Raw genomic sequence first — 18,712 nt, 5'->3', positions numbered from 1 at the left:
ACCAGAATGTCACGCCGGGCCCTGCCGAGGAGGGCGAACCACCCGGTCCCCACGACGAGTTGGCTCCGACCGGCGAAGCCCGCCGTTCGGTCACACGGGCGGCCGCTGGTCCCCGTGCCACGAGTGCCACAGCGCCGCGTACGTGCCACCGGCCGCCACCAGCGTGTCGTGCGGGCCCAGTTCGGTGAGGCGGCCGTCCTCCATCACGGCCACGCGGTCGGCGTCGTGCGCGGTGTGCAGCCGGTGGGCGATGGCGATGACCGTACGGCCCTCCAGCACGGCGGCGAGGGCGCGCTCGGCGTGGCGGGCGGTCGTCGGGTCCAGCAGGGCCGTGGCCTCGTCGAGGATCAGGGTGTGCGGGTCGGCCAGGACGACACGGGCCAGCGCGAGCTGCTGGGCCTGCGGGCCGTCCGTACGGCGGCCGCCCTCGCCGAGCCGGGTGCCGAGGCCGTCCGGCAGCTCCCGTACCCACTCGTCGGCGCCGACGGTGGCGAGCGCCGCCCACAACTCCTCGTCCCCGGCGGAGGGTTCGGCGATCAGCAGGTTGTCTCGAACCGTGCCGAGGAACACATGGTGCTCCTGGGTGACGAGGACGACCTGGCGGCGCAGCCGCTCGGGCCCGAGGGCGACGACGGGCACCCCGCCCACGGTCACCGAACCGGCGGTCGGCGCGTCGACTCCCGCCAGCAGCCTGCTCAGGGTGGTCTTCCCGGCGCCGGAGGGACCGACCACCGCCAACCGCTCCCCGGGACGCAACGACAGGTCGACCCCGCGCAGCACCTCGCCCCCGCGGTCGTAGGCGTACCGCACGCCGGTCACGTCGATCCGGTCGTCCGCCGGCTCCGGGGAGTCGGCCGCGACCGTGTGCGGCGCCTCGGCCAGGCCCTCCACCCGGGCGAACGAGGCGCCACTGCTCTGCAGTTGCTCGATCCGCATCAAGATCTCGTCCAGCGGACCGCCGAGCTGCAGCAGATACAGGGCCGCAGCCACGACCGCGCCCACGCTCATCGTGCCGCGCGCGTGCAGCACCCCGCCGAGCAGCAGCACCGTCACCACGGGCACGAGATAGGAGATCTCCACGCCGGGGAAGAACACCGTGCGCAGGGAGAGCGTGTAGAACCGCCTGCGCCGGGACGTCTCCAGCGCGTCCCGGCTCGCGGCGATCCGCCGCCGCTGAAGCCGCAACGCCTCGACCGTACGGGCCCCGGCCGCCGTCGCCGCCACGATCTCGGCGACCTCGGAGCTCGCCGCGCCCTCGGCGAGATAGCCGTCCCGCGCCCGGCGCAGATACCAGCGCAGCACGAACCAGATGCCGGTCAGCCCGACCAGCCCGCACGCGCCGAGCAGCGGGTCCAGCGCGAACACCGCCCCGATCAGGAACAGAGACTGCACGGTGTTGATGAGCAGTTCGGGCCCGACATCGCGCAGTGTCTTGCCGACGGCGTCCACATCGGCCGTGCCACGCGCCGTCAGATCACCGGTGCCGGCCCGCTCCACCACCGACGCGGGCAGCGCCAGCACCCGGTCCACGAACTCCTCGCGCACCCGCGCCAGCATCCGCTCCCCGAACCGGTGCCCCACATACCGGGCCCAGCGCGCCAGCAGCAGCTGCGCCACCGCGCACAGCAGGATCGTGAGCGCCAGCCGGTCCACGGCCCCGACACCGCCCCCGCCGCGCACCTCGTCGATGATCCGCCCGAGCAGCCACGGCCCGGTGAGCCCCGCCCCTGCCGCCGCCGCGTTCAGCGCCAGCACGGCGAGGAAGGCCCGCCCGTCGGCCCGGACCAGCCGTACGGCCGCCCGCCGCACCTCCCCGGGCCCGGCGACGGGAAGTCCCCGCGACGACGTGGCGCTCACCGTGTGACCTCCTCGCCCGCGTCCACCGCGGCCTGTGTGTCTTCCGTGTCCCGGGCCACCAGCGCCCTGTACCCCGGTGCCCGCTCCAGCAGTTCCCGGTGGCCGCCGGTGGCCGCGACCTTGCCGTCGACCAGGTAGTGGACGGTGTCGGCGTGCTCCAGCACGAGAGGCGAGGTGGTCGTGACGAACGTCGTACGGCCCTCGCGGGCGGCCCGCAGCCGTGCCGCCACCCGTGCCTCCGTGTGGGCGTCGAGGGCCGAGGTCGGCTCGACGGCGAGCAGCACCTCGGGATCGGCGAGCAGCGCCCGCACCAGCCGTACGCGCTGCCGCTGGCCGCCGGAGATGTTGCGGCCCTGGGCGTCGATCACCGAGTCGAGCCCGTCCGGCAGCCCCTGGACGACGTCCTCGGCCACGGCGGCCCGCACCGCCCGGGCGATGGTGTCGTCGTCGGGATCGGCCCGGCCGCCGACCAGCTCCCGCAGCGGTCCCGAGAACAGGTCGGCCTCGTGGTCGGCGACCAGGATCCGCTCTCTGACCTGCGTCAACGGGATCTCGTCGAGCGGTGTCCCGCCCCAGGTCACCGCCGATACGGCGTACCGGCCGAGGCGGTCCACCACCATCGCGGCGTCGCCGGGCCGGGCACAGGCCAGCGCGGTCAGCCGCCCCGGCGGCACCCGTACGCCCGACTCGGGGTCGTGCAGCGTCGAGGGCTCCGCGGGCGCGTCCCGGGTGCCGTGGTCCGGCAGCGGTTCCAGCCGCAGGAACCGGATGACGCGGCGGGCCGCCACCACCCCGCGGCTCACCTCATAACCCCACTCGACGAAGTACGCCACCGGCCGCACCAGCACGGTGACGTACCCGTACACCGACACCAACTCGCCCACCGTGATGGCCCCCTGGGCGGCGAGCCGGGCCGCCAGCCAGGTCACCACCGCGAGGAACAGCGTCGGCAGCCCCACCCCGAGCGCCTGCACCCAGCTGGTCACCGCCCCGACCCGGTACCCCTGCGCCCGCAGCCGCTGCGAGTCCCGGTGGAACGCGTCGGCGACCAGCCCCTTGCCACCCAGCCCGTTGAGGACGCGCAGCCCGCCCGCGAGATCCGCGATCCGCGAGGTCAGCACGCCCTGCCGCTCGCGGTACTCCGTCTCGGTGCCCTGCAACCGTCGCAGCAACGGCCCCACGAGTACGGCCATCAGCGGCATCCCGAGCAGCACCACCGCCGCGATCGGCAGCGAGACCGACACGAGCAGCCCGGCGACCACCAGATACGCGGCGATCGCGCCGACGCCCGGACCGATGACGGTCAGCGACGACGAGATGGTGTGGACGTCGCCCACCCCGATCGTGACGACCTCACCGGCCCCCACCCGGCGCGGCAGCGCGGCCCCGAGCCGCACGGCCTGGTCCACGACGACCTTGACCGTACGGAAGTTGGCGTCCATCCGCACCCGGGTCATCGTGCGGTGCCGCATGATGCTCAGCCAGGCGTTGAAGACGCCGACACAGAACAGCGCGGCTGTCCAGCCGGCCAGTGCGCGGTGGTCGCCGGGTTCGAGTCCTTCGTCGATCGCCCGTGACAGGAGATACGGCGTCGCTGCGAGCAGCACCATCCACACGCAGGAGATGAGTGAGCCGAGTGCGGAGCGGCCGGCCTGGCGTTTGACCAGCCACCACAGGTAGGCGCCGCCGCCGTGGCAGTCGGGTGTGCCGGGGTCCTCGTACGCGTTGATCATGGGCCCCCGATTCCTGTGTTGGGTGTGTCGTGCTTCGGCTGCGGGTGAGTGGGGGGCTGATCGCGCCCACGCGGCGGAGCCGCATATGTCGCAGCCCCGCGCCCCTGTCGGGGCGCTATGCCAAGCTGTCCCGCCACGCCCGGTGCAGATCCGCGAACCTGCCCGTTCCCGCGATCAGTTCGGTCGGGCTGCCGTCCTCCACGATCCGGCCGTGTTCCATCACCAGCACCCGGTCGGCGATCTCGACCGTGGACAGCCGGTGGGCGATCACGACGGCCGTACGGCCGCGCAGCACGGTCGACATCGCGCGCTGCACCGCCCGCTCCCCGGGGATGTCCAGGGAGCTGGTCGCCTCGTCGAGGATGAGGACGGCCGGGTCGGCGAGCAACGCACGCGCGAACGCGACGAGCTGGCGCTGCCCGGCGGAGATACGACCGCCCCGCTTGCGTACGTCGGTGTCGTAGCCCTCCGGCAGCGCGCTGATGAAGTCATGGGCGCCGATGGCCTTGGCGGCCTGCTCGATCTCCGCGCGGCCGGCGTCGGGGCGGCCGATCGTGATGTTCTCGGCGACCGTGCCGGAGAACAGGAACGACTCCTGGGTGACCATGACCACCCCGCGCCGCAGCTCGGGCACAGCGAGGTCGCGCAGGTCGACGCCGTCGAGGAGGACGCGCCCGTCCGAGGGGTCGTAGAACCGGGCGAGCAGCTTGGCGAGCGTCGACTTGCCGGCGCCGGTGGAGCCGACCACGGCCACGGTCCGGCCGGCCGGGAGGGTGAGATCGAAACGGGGCAGCACCTCGCCGCCGGTGCGGTACGCGAACCGCACGCCCTCGAACACGACCTCGCGGCCGGGCAGTTCGGAGGCGGGGGGCGGCAACTCCCTGGGCTCGGCGGGCTCGGGGACCGACGGCGTCTGGGCCAGCAGCCCCGCGATCTTCTCCAGCGAGGCCGCCGCCGACTGGTACGAGTTGAGGAACATGCCGAGCCGGTCGATCGGGTCGTACAGCCGCCGCAGATACAGCACCGCCGCCGCCAGCACACCCAGCGCGAGCGAGTCCGCCGCCACCCGGTACGCGCCCCACAGCACGATCCCCGCGACCGTGATGTTGGCGACTACCCGCGAGCTGACCACATAGCGGGCCATCTCCAGCAGCGCGTCGCCGTTCTTGCGCTCGTGCCGCTTGTTGAGGACGCCGAACTCCTCGTCGTTCGCCTGCTCGCGGCGGAACGCGCGCACCGGCCGGATGCCGTTCATCGTCTCCGCGAACTTCACGATCACGGCGGCGATGGCGGTGGACCGGGCGCCGTAGACCTTTGTGGCCCGACGCCGATACCGCCGTACGAACCAGTACAGCGGCCCGAACGACGCCACCGCCGCCGCGCCCAGGCCGAGGTCCAGCCAGAGCAGCATCGCCGAGATGTAGACGACGGAGAGGATGACGGTCACCAGCTCCTGGAGACCTTCGTCGAGCAGCTCGCGCAACGACTCGACATCCGTGGTGGAACGGGAGATCAGCCGCCCCGAGGTGTACCGCTCGTGGAAGTCCACGCTCAGCGCCTGCGCGTGCCGGAAGATCCGCCCGCGCAGATCGAGCAGCACGTCCTGACTGACCCGCGCGGAGACCGAGATGAACGCGTACTGCAGCGCGCCCGACGCCACCGCGCACAGCAGGTACGCCACCGCCACGGCGACCAGCGGCCCGTGCCGGCCGTCCCGGAAGGTCGGCACGGCCCGGTCGATCGCGTACGCCACCAGCAGCGGGCCCGCCTGCACCGCCGCCTGCTGAAGCAGCAGCAGCACGCTGGTGAGCACGACCCGGGCCTTCATCGGGGCGAGGAGGGAGCGCAGGAGGGCGGCGGTGGCGCCCGGGGGAGTGGGGAGGTCGTCGTGGTCGAAGGGGTCGACGGGGGTGGGTTGTCGCGCGGGGGGTTCCTCTTCGTTGGGGTCCTTGTCCGGCGCGGAAGTCGTGGGCGCCGTCATCGTTCGTCCTCCTCGGTGCCGGACATCAGATGGGCGTACTCGGCGTTCGTACGCAGCAGTTCGTGGTGGGTGCCGACCGCGGCGATACGGCCGCCGGAGAGCAGGGCCACGCGGTCGGCGAGCAGGACCGTGGACGGCCGGTGCGCCACGATCAGGGCGGTCGTCTCGGCGAGCACCTGGCGCAGGGCGGCCTCGACGGCGGCCTCCGTGTGCACGTCCAGCGCGGACAGCGGGTCGTCCAGCACGAGGAAACGGGGTCGGCCGACCACCGCCCGCGCCAGCGCCAGCCGCTGCCGCTGGCCCCCGGAGAGGCTGAGCCCCTGCTCGCCGACCTGGGTGCCGGTGCCGTGGGGCAGGGCGTGCGTGAAGTCGGCCTGGGCGATGGCGAGGGCCCGCTCCAGCTCGGGTTCGCCCGCGCCGTGCCCTGCGCCCATGAGGACGTTCTCGCCGACGGTGGCGGAGAAGAGGGTGGGTTCCTCGAAGGCGACGGCGACGAGGGCGCGCAGCGACTCCCGGGACATCTCGGTGATGTCGTGACCGTCGAGGGTGATACGGCCGGAGGTCGTTTCGTGGAGGCGGGGGACGAGGGCGGTGAGGGTGGTCTTGCCGGAGCCGGTGGCGCCGACCAGGGCCATGGACTCGCCGGGGCGGATGTGGAGGTCGATGTGGGTGAGGATGGGGGGCGTGTCGGGGGCGGCGTCGGGGTAGCGGAAGACGACGTCGTGGAACCGGAGCCCGCTGTCCTCGGAGTCTGCTGGTGCGGCACCCGACACAGCCGTACCGACGGTCTCGGCCTCCGGTTTCTCGTCCATCACCTCGAAGTACCGCTCCGTCGCCGTCGCCGCCTCCTGGCTCATCGCCAGCAGGAACCCGATGGAGTCGACGGGCCAGCGCAGCGCGAGGGCCGTGGACAGGAAGGCGACCAGCGTTCCCGCCGACAGCACCCCGTCCGCCACCTGAACCGTCCCGAGCACCAGTGCCGCCCCGATCGCCAGCTCCGGCAGTGTCACGATCACCGCCCAGATCGCCGAGAGCAGCCTCGCCTTGCGCAATTCCGTGCCGCGCAGCGTCCTGGACAGTTCACGGAAGGCCCGGGCCTGGCTGCGGTGCCGTCCGAACCCCTTGATGATCCGGATCCCGAGCACGCTCTCCTCGACGACCGTGGTCAGATCGCCGACCTGGTCCTGAGCGAGGCGCGCCACCTCGGCGTACCGCTTCTCGAAGAGCACACATGTGACGATCACGGGCACCGCGGGCCCGAGGATCACCAGCCCCAGCGACCAGTCCTGCATCAGCATGATGAACAGGCCGGCGAGGATGGTCACGGCGTTGACCAGCAGGAACGTCAGCGGAAAGGCCAGGAACATGCGCAGCAGCATGAGATCGGTCGTGCCGCGCGACAGCAGCTGGCCCGAGGCCCAGCGGTCGTGGAACGCCATCGGAAGCCGCTGCAGATGCCGGTACAGATCCGCGCGCATCGCCGCCTCGACCCCGGCGAGCGGTCGCGCCACCAGCCACCGCCGTAACCCGAACAGCAGCGCCTCCGCGAGCCCGAGCAGCAGCAGATACAGCGCGCCGAGCCACACGCCCGCCGGGTCGCGGTCGGCTACGGGTCCGTCCACCATCCACTTCAGCACGAGCGGGATCACCAGCCCCGTACAGGACGCCACTATCGCCACGGCCGCGGCCGTGAACAGCCGTACCCGCACGGGCCGCACGTACGGCCACAGCCGCAGGAGCGTTCTGACGGCGGAACGGTCCCTGGACGGCTCGGGTTCGCTTTCGGGTTCGCTGGTGGTTGCACGTGTAGTGGACATCAGTGGCGAGCCTACGGATCGCCACTGACAACGCCCAGTGAGTTTCGGGCGCGCACGGGGGCTCATTCGGCGGCGGCGAGGGCGTCGCGGAGGGGGTTGTCGATCTTGGCGGTGATGCGGGCGGCGCGGAGGGCCGCCGCCACGGTGGTCAGGGTGAGCGACCCCATGACCAGCAGGGCTACGGGCCAGCCGAACAGGTCCCTGCCCGAGGCGAGCGTGAGCCAGAAGAGGTGGGTGGCACAGACGCCTTCGGTCACGACGAGGAGGGCTATGGTTCCGTCGCCGGTGGCTCTCGCCAGGCCGGCCATGGCGGCGACCATGGTGATCAGGACTGCCGTCGCGAGCGAACGAGGCCCCCAGGGCTCCATCCCCCACGGCGCCCACGCGAAGGCCCCTGACACCAGGCGTGTCCCGCCGAGCACGAGGGTGAGGAGCGCCAGCAGCGTCCCCGTCGTCCAGGCCAGGCCCTTCAACGCCACGGGCGCGTCGGGTTCCTCGCGGACCTGACGCCATTTCGTCCGGAAGCCGCGAGTGTCGGAGGCGCCACTGCCGAAACGCGCACCCAGGAGGCGTGTCTGAGCCTGCCACGGCAGCGCCGCCAGTACGGCCCGCTGGGCTGCGGACACGCTGTGGGCGGTCAGAAGCGCGTCCCTGAGCGGTTCCAGGGTGCGTCTTCCGGAGGGGGCGACTGCCGCGTCGGAGTCGAAGAGGCGCGCGATCGTCACCCGGCGGCGCGCGTCAGGCCGCTGGTTCGGCAGGCCGGGCACGGTGGGGATGACCGACTGGACCTCGCCGAGGACGTGGTCGATCTCTCCCATGGGAATCCCGGGACCAAAGCGCCCGAAATCGGCGCAGGCGAAGAGCGGAATCCCGATGCGGGGGTCGATCGACGTGACGCCGCTCCAGGCGGACGGGACACCCGTGCGCATCAGCTCGGCGATCCTGCCGACCACCACCGTCAAGCTCTTCTCGCGCTGGAAGGGCTCCCACACCCAGTCGTACGGGTGGTGGACATCGGACCGCGGCGCCCACTCGGCGAGCGCGGAGAGCACCTCCGGGGTGCGGATGAGAGACGCCAACTGCCACGCCGCCGTGGCGGCGACCTCGGCGCCGTTCGCCCTCCGGATCCGCTCCGCCCACAGCAGCCCGGCCAGTCGAACCGCTGCCGCCGGGGTTCCCACCGACCCCAGGGACCGTACGGCCCACACCTCCCCGTGCTCCGCCACCTGGGCCAGCGACGGGACCGCCACGTCCCCCATGGCCTGCAACGCCGCCCTCGCCTCGTCGTCCTCCAGCCACGCCAGCGCGGTCGCCGCCTCCTGCCGCCCCGACACCACGAGCGCCCGTATCGCCGCCGACCGCCGAGCCGAAACAGGGCCCCGTGCCGCCGCGATCAGTGCCTCCCGCACCCTCCGCCCCCGAAGCCCGCTGCTCGCCGCCAAGATCCCCAACCCCTTGGAGACATCGCCTTCCACATCCCCGGCGGCCCCCAACCGCCCCAGGAAGAACGCCAGAACCTCCTCCGCCAGCTCCTCCTCGATGTGCACCGTATCGGCCAGGCACTGCAACGCCAGCACTTGCCGCCGTATGTCGGTGTCCTCGAACACCTCCCGTACCACCTGCGTGCAGGACCCCCGAGTCACCGCACACCACATCCGCACCGTCTCCCGCCACGGCGTCGGATCCCGGCGGTAGTACTCCATCAACCGCTGCTCGTCGCCCCGCAACTCGCACGCCGCGAGGTACTCCAACAGCGTCAGGTGGGTGAACTGGTAGTGCCGCCCCCGGTCGATGTCCTTGATCAGCTCGCTGCGGTGGACGATCTCGGCCAGCATCCTCTGAAGATGCGGGCTCCGTTCCAGGTCGAAGCCCGGCAGCAGCTCGTCGATCACACGCTCGAACCGCTCACGGGTGATCTCCTGCCGATCCCCTCGCGCCGAGGACGTACTCAGCTGTCTGAGCGCGAGACGTTGGAGCACCAGCGTCTTGCGGCCCGCGTTGTAGACGCCGATCGCCTCGCTGCGGTTCAGCAGCCGGTCCCGGTCGAGGAGATGGGCGACGGCCATGTCGTAGAACGCGGCCCGGGAGTTCGGCAGCGGGCCCACGCTCTCCGCCCGGTCGCCCGACTGGAGGTACGCGATCATCGTCAGCATCAACGGACTGCGCGCCAGCACCATCAGCTCCGGATCGTCCTGCAAGGCCTGGAAGATCCGCGCCGCCATCACCGGATCCGTCAGCTCCGGCCACTTGGACAGAAACCGCAGGATCGACGCGTCGTCGAACTCGGCGATCCGTATCTCCTGCTCGAACACATCCTGCAACTGCCCGTCGTACGCGGCGCTGCGGCACGACACGACCATGTCGCAGTCGCCGTACCGGATCGCGAACTCCCGCAGTTCACGCACGGCCCGCTCGAAGTGCTCCGTCCCCACCTCGTCGAGCCCGTCGAAGAAGACGCGCAGGCCGCCGGAGTCCAGCCGGCTCTCCACCATCTCCCTCGCCGTCGAGATCCCGGCCTTCGCGAACTTTCCGGTGATCAACCACTCGAACAGCCCACGAGCGTCATCGGGCCGCTGAGCCGTGTTGCAGGCGTGCAGTTCCACGATCACCGGCAGCGCCTTGTCGTCCTCCCCGTCCGCCCACTCCAGCATCTCGTGCTTGAGCAGCAGCGACTTGCCCGCGCCCGGCGCGCCCAGCAGCACCGTGCGATGGTGCTCGCGCAGCAGCGTCGCCGCGTCGGTGCGCCCGCCGTTCTGCTCGCACTGCAACGGCACGTACACGTCCCGCAGGCCGGGGGTACCGTGTCCGCCGCCGCCCTCCCGGCCGCTCGGTGAAAGGCCCAGCCTGACCTTGGAGTTCTCGGTCCGCACCTGGTTGCGGTACCGCCTCAGCTTCCGGCCGCCGACGGGGCGCAGCCGCCGGTACAGCCGTCGTACGGCACCGGGGGTGGCCTTCGCCGCGTCGCCCGCCAGGGTGGTGAGGAAGGGGCGCGCGAAGAAGAACAGCAGAGCCAGGAAGGCGACGGCGCCGACCCCGTACGGCAGGAGTGTGTCGATCTGTCCGCTCACGAAGGGAGGTTACCGACCAGGACATGACAGTCACAGGCAGTCACTCCCATTCCGTTACGGAATCTCCCCCGCTCGTCTACTCAACTCCCTTGATCCACCCGCCACTTCACGCGAATTCACCCCACGACCCGCAGCAGCACCACGGACCTCCCCGCCATCACCACCGTCTCCCCGGCCTCATGCACCACCCCGGGCGCCTCCCCCTGCGCCTCCTCCGCGGTGTCCACGACCACCTCGTACCGCTCCGCCCACGGCGGCCCCGGCAGGACGAAGTCCACCGGGCCGTCCCCGGCGTGCAGCACGGCCAGGAAACTGTCGTCGAGGATCGGCGCCCCCCGCCCGTCCCGGCCGGGGATGTCCCGGCCGGACAGGTACATGCCCAGCGTGGCGGCCGGCGCGTACCAGTCCTGTTCCGTCATCTCGGTCCCGTGTGCCGTGAACCACGCCAGGTCCCGCAGCCCGTCCGCCGAGTGGGCCCGGCCGGAGAAGAAGGCCCGGCGGCGCAGCACCGGGTGCTCGTGCCGGAGCGCGATCAGCCGTGCCGTCAGGTCGAACAGGGCCTTCCAGCCCGGCTCCTCCAGCAGCCCCCAGTCCAGCCAGCTGATCTCGTTGTCCTGGCAGTACGCGTTGTTGTTGCCGCCCTGCGTGCGCCCCAGCTCGTCCCCGGCGACCAGCATGGGCACACCCGTCGACAGCAGCAGCGTGGTCAGCAGGTTCCGCAGCTGCCGCCGCCTGAGCGCCCGTACGCCCTCGTCCTCCGTCTCGCCCTCGGCCCCGCAGTTCCAGGCCCGGTTGTCGTCCGAGCCGTCCCGGTTGCCCTCCCCGTTCGCCTCGTTGTGCTTGTGCTCGTACGAGACGAGGTCCCGGAGCGTGAAACCGTCGTGCGCGGTGATGAAGTTGACGGAGGCGTACGGGCGGCGGCCTCCCCACGCGTACAGGTCGCTCGACCCCGACAGCCGGTACCCCAGATCCCGTACGTCCGGCAGCGCGCCCCGCCAGAAGTCCCGGACGGCCCCCCGGTAGCGGTCGTTCCACTCCGTCCACAGGGGTGGGAAGGCGCCCACCTGGTAGCCGCCCGAGCCGACGTCCCACGGCTCGGCGATCAGCTTCACCCGCCGCAGCACGGGGTCCTGGGCGATGACGGCGAGGAAGGGAGACAGCATGTCGACGTCATGCATGGACCTGGCGAGTGCCGCAGCCAGATCGAACCGGAAGCCGTCCACCCCCATCTCCGTCACCCAGTACCGCAGCGAGTCCGTGATCAGACGCAGGACGTGCGGCTGGACCACGTGCAGGGTGTTGCCGCAGCCCGTGTAGTCGGCGTAGTGACGCGCGTCGCCCTGCAGCCGGTAGTAGCCGCGGTTGTCGATGCCCCGCAGGGACAGGCTCGGGCCGCGTTCGTCGGCCTCGGCCGTGTGGTTGTAGACGACGTCGAGGACGACCTCGATGCCGGCCGCGTGCAGCGCCCGGACCATGCGCTTGAACTCGCCGACCTGCTGGCCGGTCGTGCCGGAGGCCGCGTACGCCGCGTGCGGGGCGAAGTAGCCTATGGAGTTGTAGCCCCAGTAGTTGCGCATGCCCCGGCGCAGCAGGTGGTCCTCGTGGGCGAACTGATGGACGGGGAGCAGCTCGACCGCCGTCACGCCCAGCTTCACCAGGTGCTCGATCGCCGCCGGGTGCGCCAGGCCCGCGTAGGTGCCGCGCAGTTCCTCGGGGATGCCGGGGTGCAGCTGTGTGAACCCCTTCACGTGCAGCTCGTAGATCACCGAGTCCGCCCACGGGGTCTTCGGGCGCCGGTCGTACGTCCATTCGTCGTCGGTCACGTCATCGTGGACGACGACCCCCTTCGGGACGTACGGCGCCGAGTCCCGCTCGTCGCGCACGGTGTCCGCCACCCGCTGCTCGGGCCAGTCACGGACGTGCCCGTACACCTCGGGGGGCAGGCTGAACTCGCCGTCCACGGCACGCGCGTACGGGTCCAGGAGCAGCTTCGCCGGGTTCCAGCGGGCGCCGGTCCAGGGGTCCCAGCGGCCGTGCACCCGATAGCCGTACCGCCGGCCGGGGAGGACGCCGGGCACGAAGCCGTGCCAGATCTCGTGTGTGAGTTCCGTCAGCCTCAGCCGGGTCTCCACGCCCTCCTCGGAGAACAGGCACAGCTCCACGGCCTCCGCCCCGCCCGCCCACAGCGCGAAGTTGGTGCCCGCGACTCCGTCGGGGCCGACCCGGAAGCGGGCCCCGAGTGGGGTCGGGGCGCCCGGCCACACGGGCATGGACGGCTCCGCCGGGATCCGTTTGCCGTTCAGCCCGGGGGCCGGGCGCGCGGCCGGCACCGCGCGTGCCTCCTGAACTGCCTCCTGCTCGGCTGCGCTCGACACCACGGCCTCCCGCGACTCGGTGGGACGACGGGGACGGGGACCCGGGTGTCCCGCCCCGGGGCCTGTCTCGTCGTCCTCCCAAGGGTTCTGCCCAGAGCACGCCTCGCACTCACGTTTCCCGGGGGCGTGCGCCGTCGTTGGGCCGCACGTGAACCACGCACAGACGCACGCGCGCCGCGCCCGGGCCGCGCTGGCCGCCGCACTGACCTGGGCAGGACTGCTCGCCGGAGCCGTCGGCTGCACCCCGGGAACGCCCCTGACCAGTGAGAAGGCGCCCGACGACATGATTCGTGTGACCCCCGAGGACGGCAGCAAGGGGGTGCGCGCCGACCAGCGCTTCGAGGTACGGGTGCCCAGCGGGCGCCTGGAGTCCGTGAAGGTCGTTAAGTCCCAGGACGCCCAGGAGTCACCCGTGCCCGGGCGTGTCTCGGCCGACGGACTGACATGGCGCCCCACCGGCGCACGGAAGCTCGCGCTGGCGGCCAAGTACACCGTCGACGCGGTCGCCCTGGACGGCCACGGCCGCCGCTCGGCGCGGCACGTCACCTTCACCACGCAGGTCCCCAGAAAACGCTTCATCGCGTACGTCACACCGGAGAACCGGGCCACCGTGGGCACCGGGATGATCGTCTCCCTGGAGTTCAACCGGAAGATCGAGAACCGCGCGGCCGTCGAGCGGGCCGTCGCCGTGACCGCCTCGCCGGCCGTCGACGTCCGGCCGCACTGGTTCGGCAGGAAGCGCCTGGACTTCCGGCCCGAGAAGTACTGGAAGCCCGGCACGAAGGTCACCGTCGGGCTGCGGCTGCGGGACGTCGAGGGGGCACCCGGCGTCTACGGGCAGCAGTACAAGAGCTTCTCCTTCACTGTCGGCAGACACCAGGTCAGCCGTGTCGACGCGGCCACCCACACCATGCGCGTCCAGCGCGGCGACCACCACCTCGCCACCCTGCCCATCACGGCCGGGGCGCCCGGCACGACCACGTACAACGGCAAGATGGTCGTCATCGAGATGCTCGAGGTGACCCGGATGAACGGCGCCACCGTCGGCTTCAAGAAGGCCGACGGCAAGGGCGAGTACGACATCCCGGACGTCCCGCACGCCATGCGCCTGACCACCTCCGGCACCTTCCTGCACGGCAACTACTGGGCGCCGGACGCCTTCGGGCGGGCCAATGTCAGCCACGGCTGTGTCGGGCTGCGCGATGTGAAGGGCGGCAGTTCCTCCACGCCCGCGGGCTGGTTCTTCGACCGCAGCCTCATCGGGGACGTCATCGAGGTGGTCAACAGCAACGACAAAAAGGTCGCTCCCGACAATGGCCTCGGCGGGTGGAACTTGCGCTGGAAGGAATGGAAAGCGGGTGCCGCGGTGAAGTAGACCGACATAGGGGCGCTATGCGGGCGGCCGGGGGGACGTACATGATCGTTGAAGTTGGGACTGAACGGTGACATGCGCCGAGACCAATCCATCCCGATCATCTGGTTAATGTACGTGCGTACGCGCGGGTCGCGCGTAGGGGTGCGGGCCTGATCAGGCCGTGCGAGGGGAGACAGAAAGTTGAACGGGCGACCGATATCGGGGGCGTCGGTTGGCGCGCGGAACCGGGGGAGCAAGGGGGTCCTGGCACTGCTGCTCGGGATGACGCTCTTCACCGCGACCGCGTGCGGGGGCGGCGGGGGCTCGGACTCCGGCTCCGGCGACGGCAGGAAGAACGGCTCGGACAGGACCGCCTCCGACAAGGCGGACACCGCCGCCTCGAAGGCCGTGGTCTCCATCGCGCCCAAGGACGGCGCCGACGACGTGGCGACCAGCGGTGCCCTCAAGGTCACCGCCGCCAAGGGAAAGCTGTCCGAGGTCACGGTCAAGGACGGCAAGGGCGAGGAGATCGCCGGGGAGATCACGGACGGCGGCGCCACCTGGACGCCCTCCACCCACCTCTCCTCGGCCACCGAGTACAAGGTGCACGCGGTCGCGAAGGACTCCGCGGGGCGTGAGGCCGCCGAGGACTCGTCCTTCACCACGCTGACCCCGAAGAACACCTTCGTGGGCATGTTCACCCCCGAGGACGGCTCGAAGGTCGGCGTCGGCATGCCGTTCTCGATCCGCTTCACGCGCGGCATCACGGCCCCCGACGACGTCGAGAAGGCCATCACCATCAAGACCGAGCCGGCCGTCGACGTCGAGGGCCACTGGTTCGGCAACGACCGCCTCGACTTCCGCCCGGAGAAGTACTGGAAGGCGGGCACGAAGGTCACCGTCGACCTCAACCTCGACGGTGTCGAGGGCCGCGACGGCGTCTACGGCGAGCAGAACAAGAAGGTCTCCTTCACCATCGGCCGCAGCCAGGTCTCCACGGTCGACGTCAAGACCAAGAAGATGGTCGTCAGGCGCGACGGCAAGGTCATCAAGACCATCCCCGTCACCACCGGCGCGCCCGGCTACGACACCTGGAACGGCCAGATGGTCATCACCGAGCGCCTCTCGGTGACCCGGATGAACGGCGAGACGGTCGGCTACGGCGGCGAGTACGACATCAAGGACGTCCCGCACGCCCAGCGCCTGACCACCTCCGGCACCTTCATCCACGGCAACTACTGGGGCGGCGACGCCTTCGGCAACCGCAACGCCAGCCACGGCTGCATCGGTCTGCGCGATGTGCGCGGCGGCTACGACAAGAACGTTTCCGCGGCCTGGTTCTTCAACCGCTCGATGATCGGCGACGTCGTCGTCGTGAAGAACTCCAACGACCGGATCGTCGACCCGGACAACGGCCTCAACGGCTGGAACATGTCGTGGGCGAAGTGGAAGGCGTGACCCTTCCGGGCTGATGCCCCGACGTACGGCCCCGGTGCGCTGTGACACGGCACACCGGGGCCGTTGTCGTCGGTCCCCGTGCCGTGTCCGCCTGGGGGCAACCCCCGGACCCCCGGCCGACTGTGATCGACCGCACCGGAACGGTTGCTGTTAGTCCCGGTTAACCTGCCCTCATGACTGTGCATCTCGAAGTCGCCGAGGGCGTCGGCACGATCCGGCTCGACCGTCCGCCCATGAACGCGCTGGACATCGCCACGCAGGACCGCCTCAAGGAACTGGCGGAGGAGGCCACGCGCCGCGAGGACGTGCGCGCCGTGGTGATCTACGGCGGGGAGAAGGTGTTCGCGGCCGGCGCCGACATCAAGGAGATGCAGGCCATGGACCACGCGGCGATGGTCGCGCGCTCCCGGGACCTGCAGGACTCCTTCACGGCGGTGGCCCGCATCCCGAAGCCGGTCGTCGCGGCCATCACGGGGTACGCCCTGGGCGGCGGCTGCGAGCTGGCGCTCTGCGCGGACTACCGCATCGCCGCGGAGAACGCGAAGCTCGGCCAGCCGGAGATCCTGCTCGGCCTGATCCCGGGTGCCGGCGGCACCCAGCGACTGTCCCGGCTCGTCGGCCCCTCCAAGGCGAAGGACCTCGTCTTCACCGGCCGGATGGTCAAGGCGGACGAGGCCCTCACGCTCGGCCTGGTCGACCGGGTCGTCCCGGCCGACGAGGTGTACGAGGCCGCGCACACGTGGGCCGCCAGGCTCGCCCAGGGCCCGGCGATCGCGCTGCGGGCGGCCAAGGAGTGCATCGACGCGGGCCTGGAGACCGACCTGGAGACGGGGCTCGCGATCGAACGGAACTGGTTCGCGGGGCTGTTCGCCACGGAGGACCGGGAGCGCGGGATGCGGAGCTTCGTGGAGGAGGGGCCGGGCAAGGCCAAGTTCCTCTGACGGCTACCGGTTCGGCGGGCCTGACGGCTCGACAAATATCGCGGATCGACTTGCAGTTGACGCGATGTCTTACCCGTGTCCCCCGAAGGGGCGGTTTGGCCGCACCTTAAGGGAGCCTTAAAGGATCCTTGTTGGTAACCTCCGGCGTTGACCGATATTCAGTGCATGTCCGCAGGTCAACGCCGGTTTGGTGCGGTATTGGATGCCTCTGTCATATGCCGGGCGAATCCACCGGAATGGTTGGTTCCGGGGGTTGTATTCCTGCGGAACGCCCCCGAAGCGCGCCCCGGGCGGCCATGATGGGGGCATGGCGGGGCTGGAGGGTATCGAACAGCCGCGGCGGCACGTGAGTGCGACCGCGGCGCGCTGGTCGCCTGCGATCGAGGACGAACGGGCGCTGAAGGCACTGGAGTTGTTCGGCAACCCGACGGAGGCCGAGGTCCCGCTGCCGTCCCGCCCCGAGTCCGCGGCCACCGCGCGCAGGCTCGCCCAGGTCGTCGTACTGCGCCACTGGGGGCTGTCGCCCAAGATGACCGAGGACGCGGTGTTACTCGTCTCCGAGCTGGTCGGCAACGCCGTGCGGCACACGGGGGCCCGTGTTTTCGGGCTGCGGATGCGGCGGCGGCGGGGGTGGATCCGGGTGGAGGTCCGCGATCCCTCGCGGGGGTTGCCCTGTCTGATGCCGGTGCAGGAGATGGACATCAGTGGGCGGGGGTTGTTCCTCGTCGACAAGTTGGCCGACCGGTGGGGGGTGGATCTGTTACCCCGGGGGAAGACGACGTGGTTCGAGATGAGAGTGGCGGACCGTTAGGGGCGCAACGCGCACCTCCGCCGAACGGGCCAATCGCCGGAATTCGCGCCCGACCTCCCTATAAATGGTGCGCGTGACCACACCCCGCACCCCCCTCATGCAGCGCGCCCTTCTCGCGGCCGCCGTTCTCGCCGCCGTGGCCGCGTGTGGCACCGACTCCAAGACCAAGGAGCAGGAGCAGCGGATCCGGGCCGACAGAGCCGACCGGGCCGCCGCCGAAGCCGCCGAGCGGAAGAAGAGACAGCGGCCGGCGATCCAGGGGCTGCACGGTATGCCGCCCGTGCTCGACCCCAAGGACGTCTACGCCGCCGACCGCCCGAACATGCTCTCCCCGGTGGTCAAGGACTTCCCCTCCCGGGTCTACGTCCCCAACAGCGAGTCCGACACCGTCTCCGTCATCGACCCCAAGACGTACGAGATCATCGAGACGATCCCCGTCGGCAGGCAGCCCCAGCACGTCGTGCCCTCCTGGGACCTGAAGACCCTGTGGGTCAACAACAACCGGGGCCACACCCTCACCCCCATCGACCCCAGGACGGGGAAGGTCGGCAAGTCGGTCGAGGTGCACGACCCGTACAACCTCTACTTCACTCCCAACGGCAAGTACGCCGTCGTCATGGCCTCCCTCGACCGCGAACTCGTCTTCCGCGACCCGCACACCATGAAGCGGATCAAGACCGAGCCGGTCACCTGCTACGGCGTCAACCACGCCGACTTCTCGCTCGACGGCAGGTACTTCATCGTGTCCTGCGAGTTCAGCGGTGAACTGCTCAAGGTCGACACCGAGAAGATGAAGGTCGTCGGCCAGCAGAAGCTGCCGTTCGACGGGGCCATGCCGCAGGACGTGAAGATCTCCCCGGACGGCAAGCGGTTCTACGTCGCCGACATGATGGCCGACGGCATGTGGGTCCTCGACGGCGACAAGTTCGACGAGCCGGAGCTGCTGCCCACCGGCAAGGGCTGCCACGGCCTGTACGTCGGCCGCGACTCCCGCGAGATGTACGTCTCCAACCGCGGCGAGGGTTCCGTGTCCGTCTTCGACTTCACCAGGAACGAGCTGACCAAGAAGTGGCACCTGCCCGACGGCGGCAGCCCGGACATGGGCGGCGTCTCCGCCGACGGCAACGTCCTGTGGCTGTCCGGCCGCTACGACTCCGAGGTGTACGCCATCGACACCCGCAGCGGGAAGCAGCTCGCCCGCATCCCGGTCGGCAGCGGCCCGCACGGCCTCGCGGTCTATCCGCAGCCCGGCCGCTACTCGCTGGGCCACACGGGCATCTTCCGGTGACACACGACAGACGGCGCATGACAACCGGG

At 71.0% G+C, this 18,712-nt stretch carries 11 protein-coding genes; 5 read left to right on the top strand and 6 right to left on the bottom strand.

What is annotated here, in order from left to right; genetic code table 11:
- Nucleotides 1–90 precede the first annotated feature (90 nt).
- The 6 genes from SGFS_RS20085 to glgX form a co-directional block, all read right to left on the bottom strand.
- Complete coding sequence (locus tag SGFS_RS20085) at nt 91–1,857, bottom strand: ABC transporter ATP-binding protein (protein WP_286252149.1); 1,767 nt, start codon at nt 1,855–1,857, stop codon at nt 91–93.
- Nucleotides 1,854–3,590 (bottom strand): ABC transporter transmembrane domain-containing protein, encoded by a 1,737-nt coding sequence (locus SGFS_RS20080; RefSeq protein WP_286252148.1) that lies wholly within the window; start codon nt 3,588–3,590, stop codon nt 1,854–1,856. Before SGFS_RS20080 ends, SGFS_RS20085 begins: the two co-directional genes overlap by 4 nt.
- A 115-nt stretch (nt 3,591–3,705) precedes the next feature.
- Nucleotides 3,706–5,571, bottom strand: coding sequence for an ABC transporter ATP-binding protein (locus tag SGFS_RS20075; protein WP_286252146.1), 1,866 nt, complete (start codon nt 5,569–5,571; stop codon nt 3,706–3,708).
- The gene (locus SGFS_RS20070; RefSeq protein WP_286252145.1) at nt 5,568–7,388 is read right to left on the bottom strand and encodes an ABC transporter ATP-binding protein; all 1,821 of its coding nucleotides are present in this window, start codon (nt 7,386–7,388) and stop codon (nt 5,568–5,570) included. Before SGFS_RS20070 ends, SGFS_RS20075 begins: the two co-directional genes overlap by 4 nt.
- Nucleotides 7,389–7,450: 62 nt before the next feature.
- Nucleotides 7,451–10,456 (bottom strand): NACHT domain-containing protein, encoded by a 3,006-nt coding sequence (locus SGFS_RS20065; protein WP_286252143.1) that lies wholly within the window; start codon nt 10,454–10,456, stop codon nt 7,451–7,453.
- Between the two features lie 116 nt (nt 10,457–10,572).
- On the bottom strand, nt 10,573–12,831 hold the full coding sequence (gene glgX / locus SGFS_RS20060; protein WP_286252141.1) for a glycogen debranching protein GlgX: 2,259 nt from the start codon (nt 12,829–12,831) through the stop codon (nt 10,573–10,575).
- A gap of 148 nt (nt 12,832–12,979) precedes the next feature.
- Here glgX and SGFS_RS20055 point away from each other — a divergent pair, with 148 nt between their 5' ends.
- The 5 genes from SGFS_RS20055 to SGFS_RS20035 all read left to right on the top strand — a co-directional run bounded on the left by SGFS_RS20055 (nt 12,980) and on the right by SGFS_RS20035 (nt 18,683).
- Entirely contained in the window at nt 12,980–14,206 is a 1,227-nt protein-coding gene (locus SGFS_RS20055; RefSeq protein WP_286252138.1) for a L,D-transpeptidase, read from the top strand.
- 180 nt (nt 14,207–14,386) lie between these two features.
- A complete protein-coding gene (locus SGFS_RS20050) occupies nt 14,387–15,643 on the top strand; it encodes a L,D-transpeptidase (protein ID WP_286252136.1) in 1,257 nt (418 codons plus the stop codon).
- Between the two features lie 173 nt (nt 15,644–15,816).
- Nucleotides 15,817–16,584, top strand: coding sequence for an enoyl-CoA hydratase/isomerase family protein (locus SGFS_RS20045; RefSeq protein WP_286252135.1), 768 nt, complete (start codon nt 15,817–15,819; stop codon nt 16,582–16,584).
- A 202-nt stretch (nt 16,585–16,786) separates the two neighbouring features.
- A complete protein-coding gene (locus SGFS_RS20040; RefSeq protein ID WP_286252134.1) occupies nt 16,787–17,395 on the top strand; it encodes an ATP-binding protein in 609 nt (202 codons plus the stop codon).
- A 64-nt stretch (nt 17,396–17,459) separates the two neighbouring features.
- Nucleotides 17,460–18,683: a YncE family protein gene (locus SGFS_RS20035; RefSeq protein ID WP_286252131.1), complete on the top strand. Its 1,224-nt coding sequence runs from the start codon at nt 17,460–17,462 to the stop codon at nt 18,681–18,683.
- Nucleotides 18,684–18,712 lie beyond the last annotated feature (29 nt).

The organism is Streptomyces graminofaciens (assembly GCF_030294945.1).
Lineage (GTDB): Bacteria > Actinomycetota > Actinomycetes > Streptomycetales > Streptomycetaceae > Streptomyces > Streptomyces graminofaciens.
Note: the sequence above shows the minus strand (reverse complement) of the source record. Positions and strands in the feature narration are given on the sequence as shown.

What these genes read in the sequence shown, in the direction of transcription:
- SGFS_RS20035 (WP_286252131.1), top strand. Translation starts at nt 17,460, where the DNA reads ATGGTGCGCGTGACCACACCCCGCACCCCCCTCATGCAGCGCGCCCTT.
- SGFS_RS20070 (WP_286252145.1), bottom strand. Translation starts at nt 7,388, where the DNA reads ATGTCCACTACACGTGCAACCACCAGCGAACCCGAAAGCGAACCCGAG.
- SGFS_RS20075 (WP_286252146.1), bottom strand. Translation starts at nt 5,571, where the DNA reads ATGACGGCGCCCACGACTTCCGCGCCGGACAAGGACCCCAACGAAGAG.
- SGFS_RS20080 (WP_286252148.1), bottom strand. Translation starts at nt 3,590, where the DNA reads ATGATCAACGCGTACGAGGACCCCGGCACACCCGACTGCCACGGCGGC.
- SGFS_RS20045 (WP_286252135.1), top strand. Translation starts at nt 15,817, where the DNA reads ATGACTGTGCATCTCGAAGTCGCCGAGGGCGTCGGCACGATCCGGCTC.
- SGFS_RS20040 (WP_286252134.1), top strand. Translation starts at nt 16,787, where the DNA reads ATGCCTCTGTCATATGCCGGGCGAATCCACCGGAATGGTTGGTTCCGG.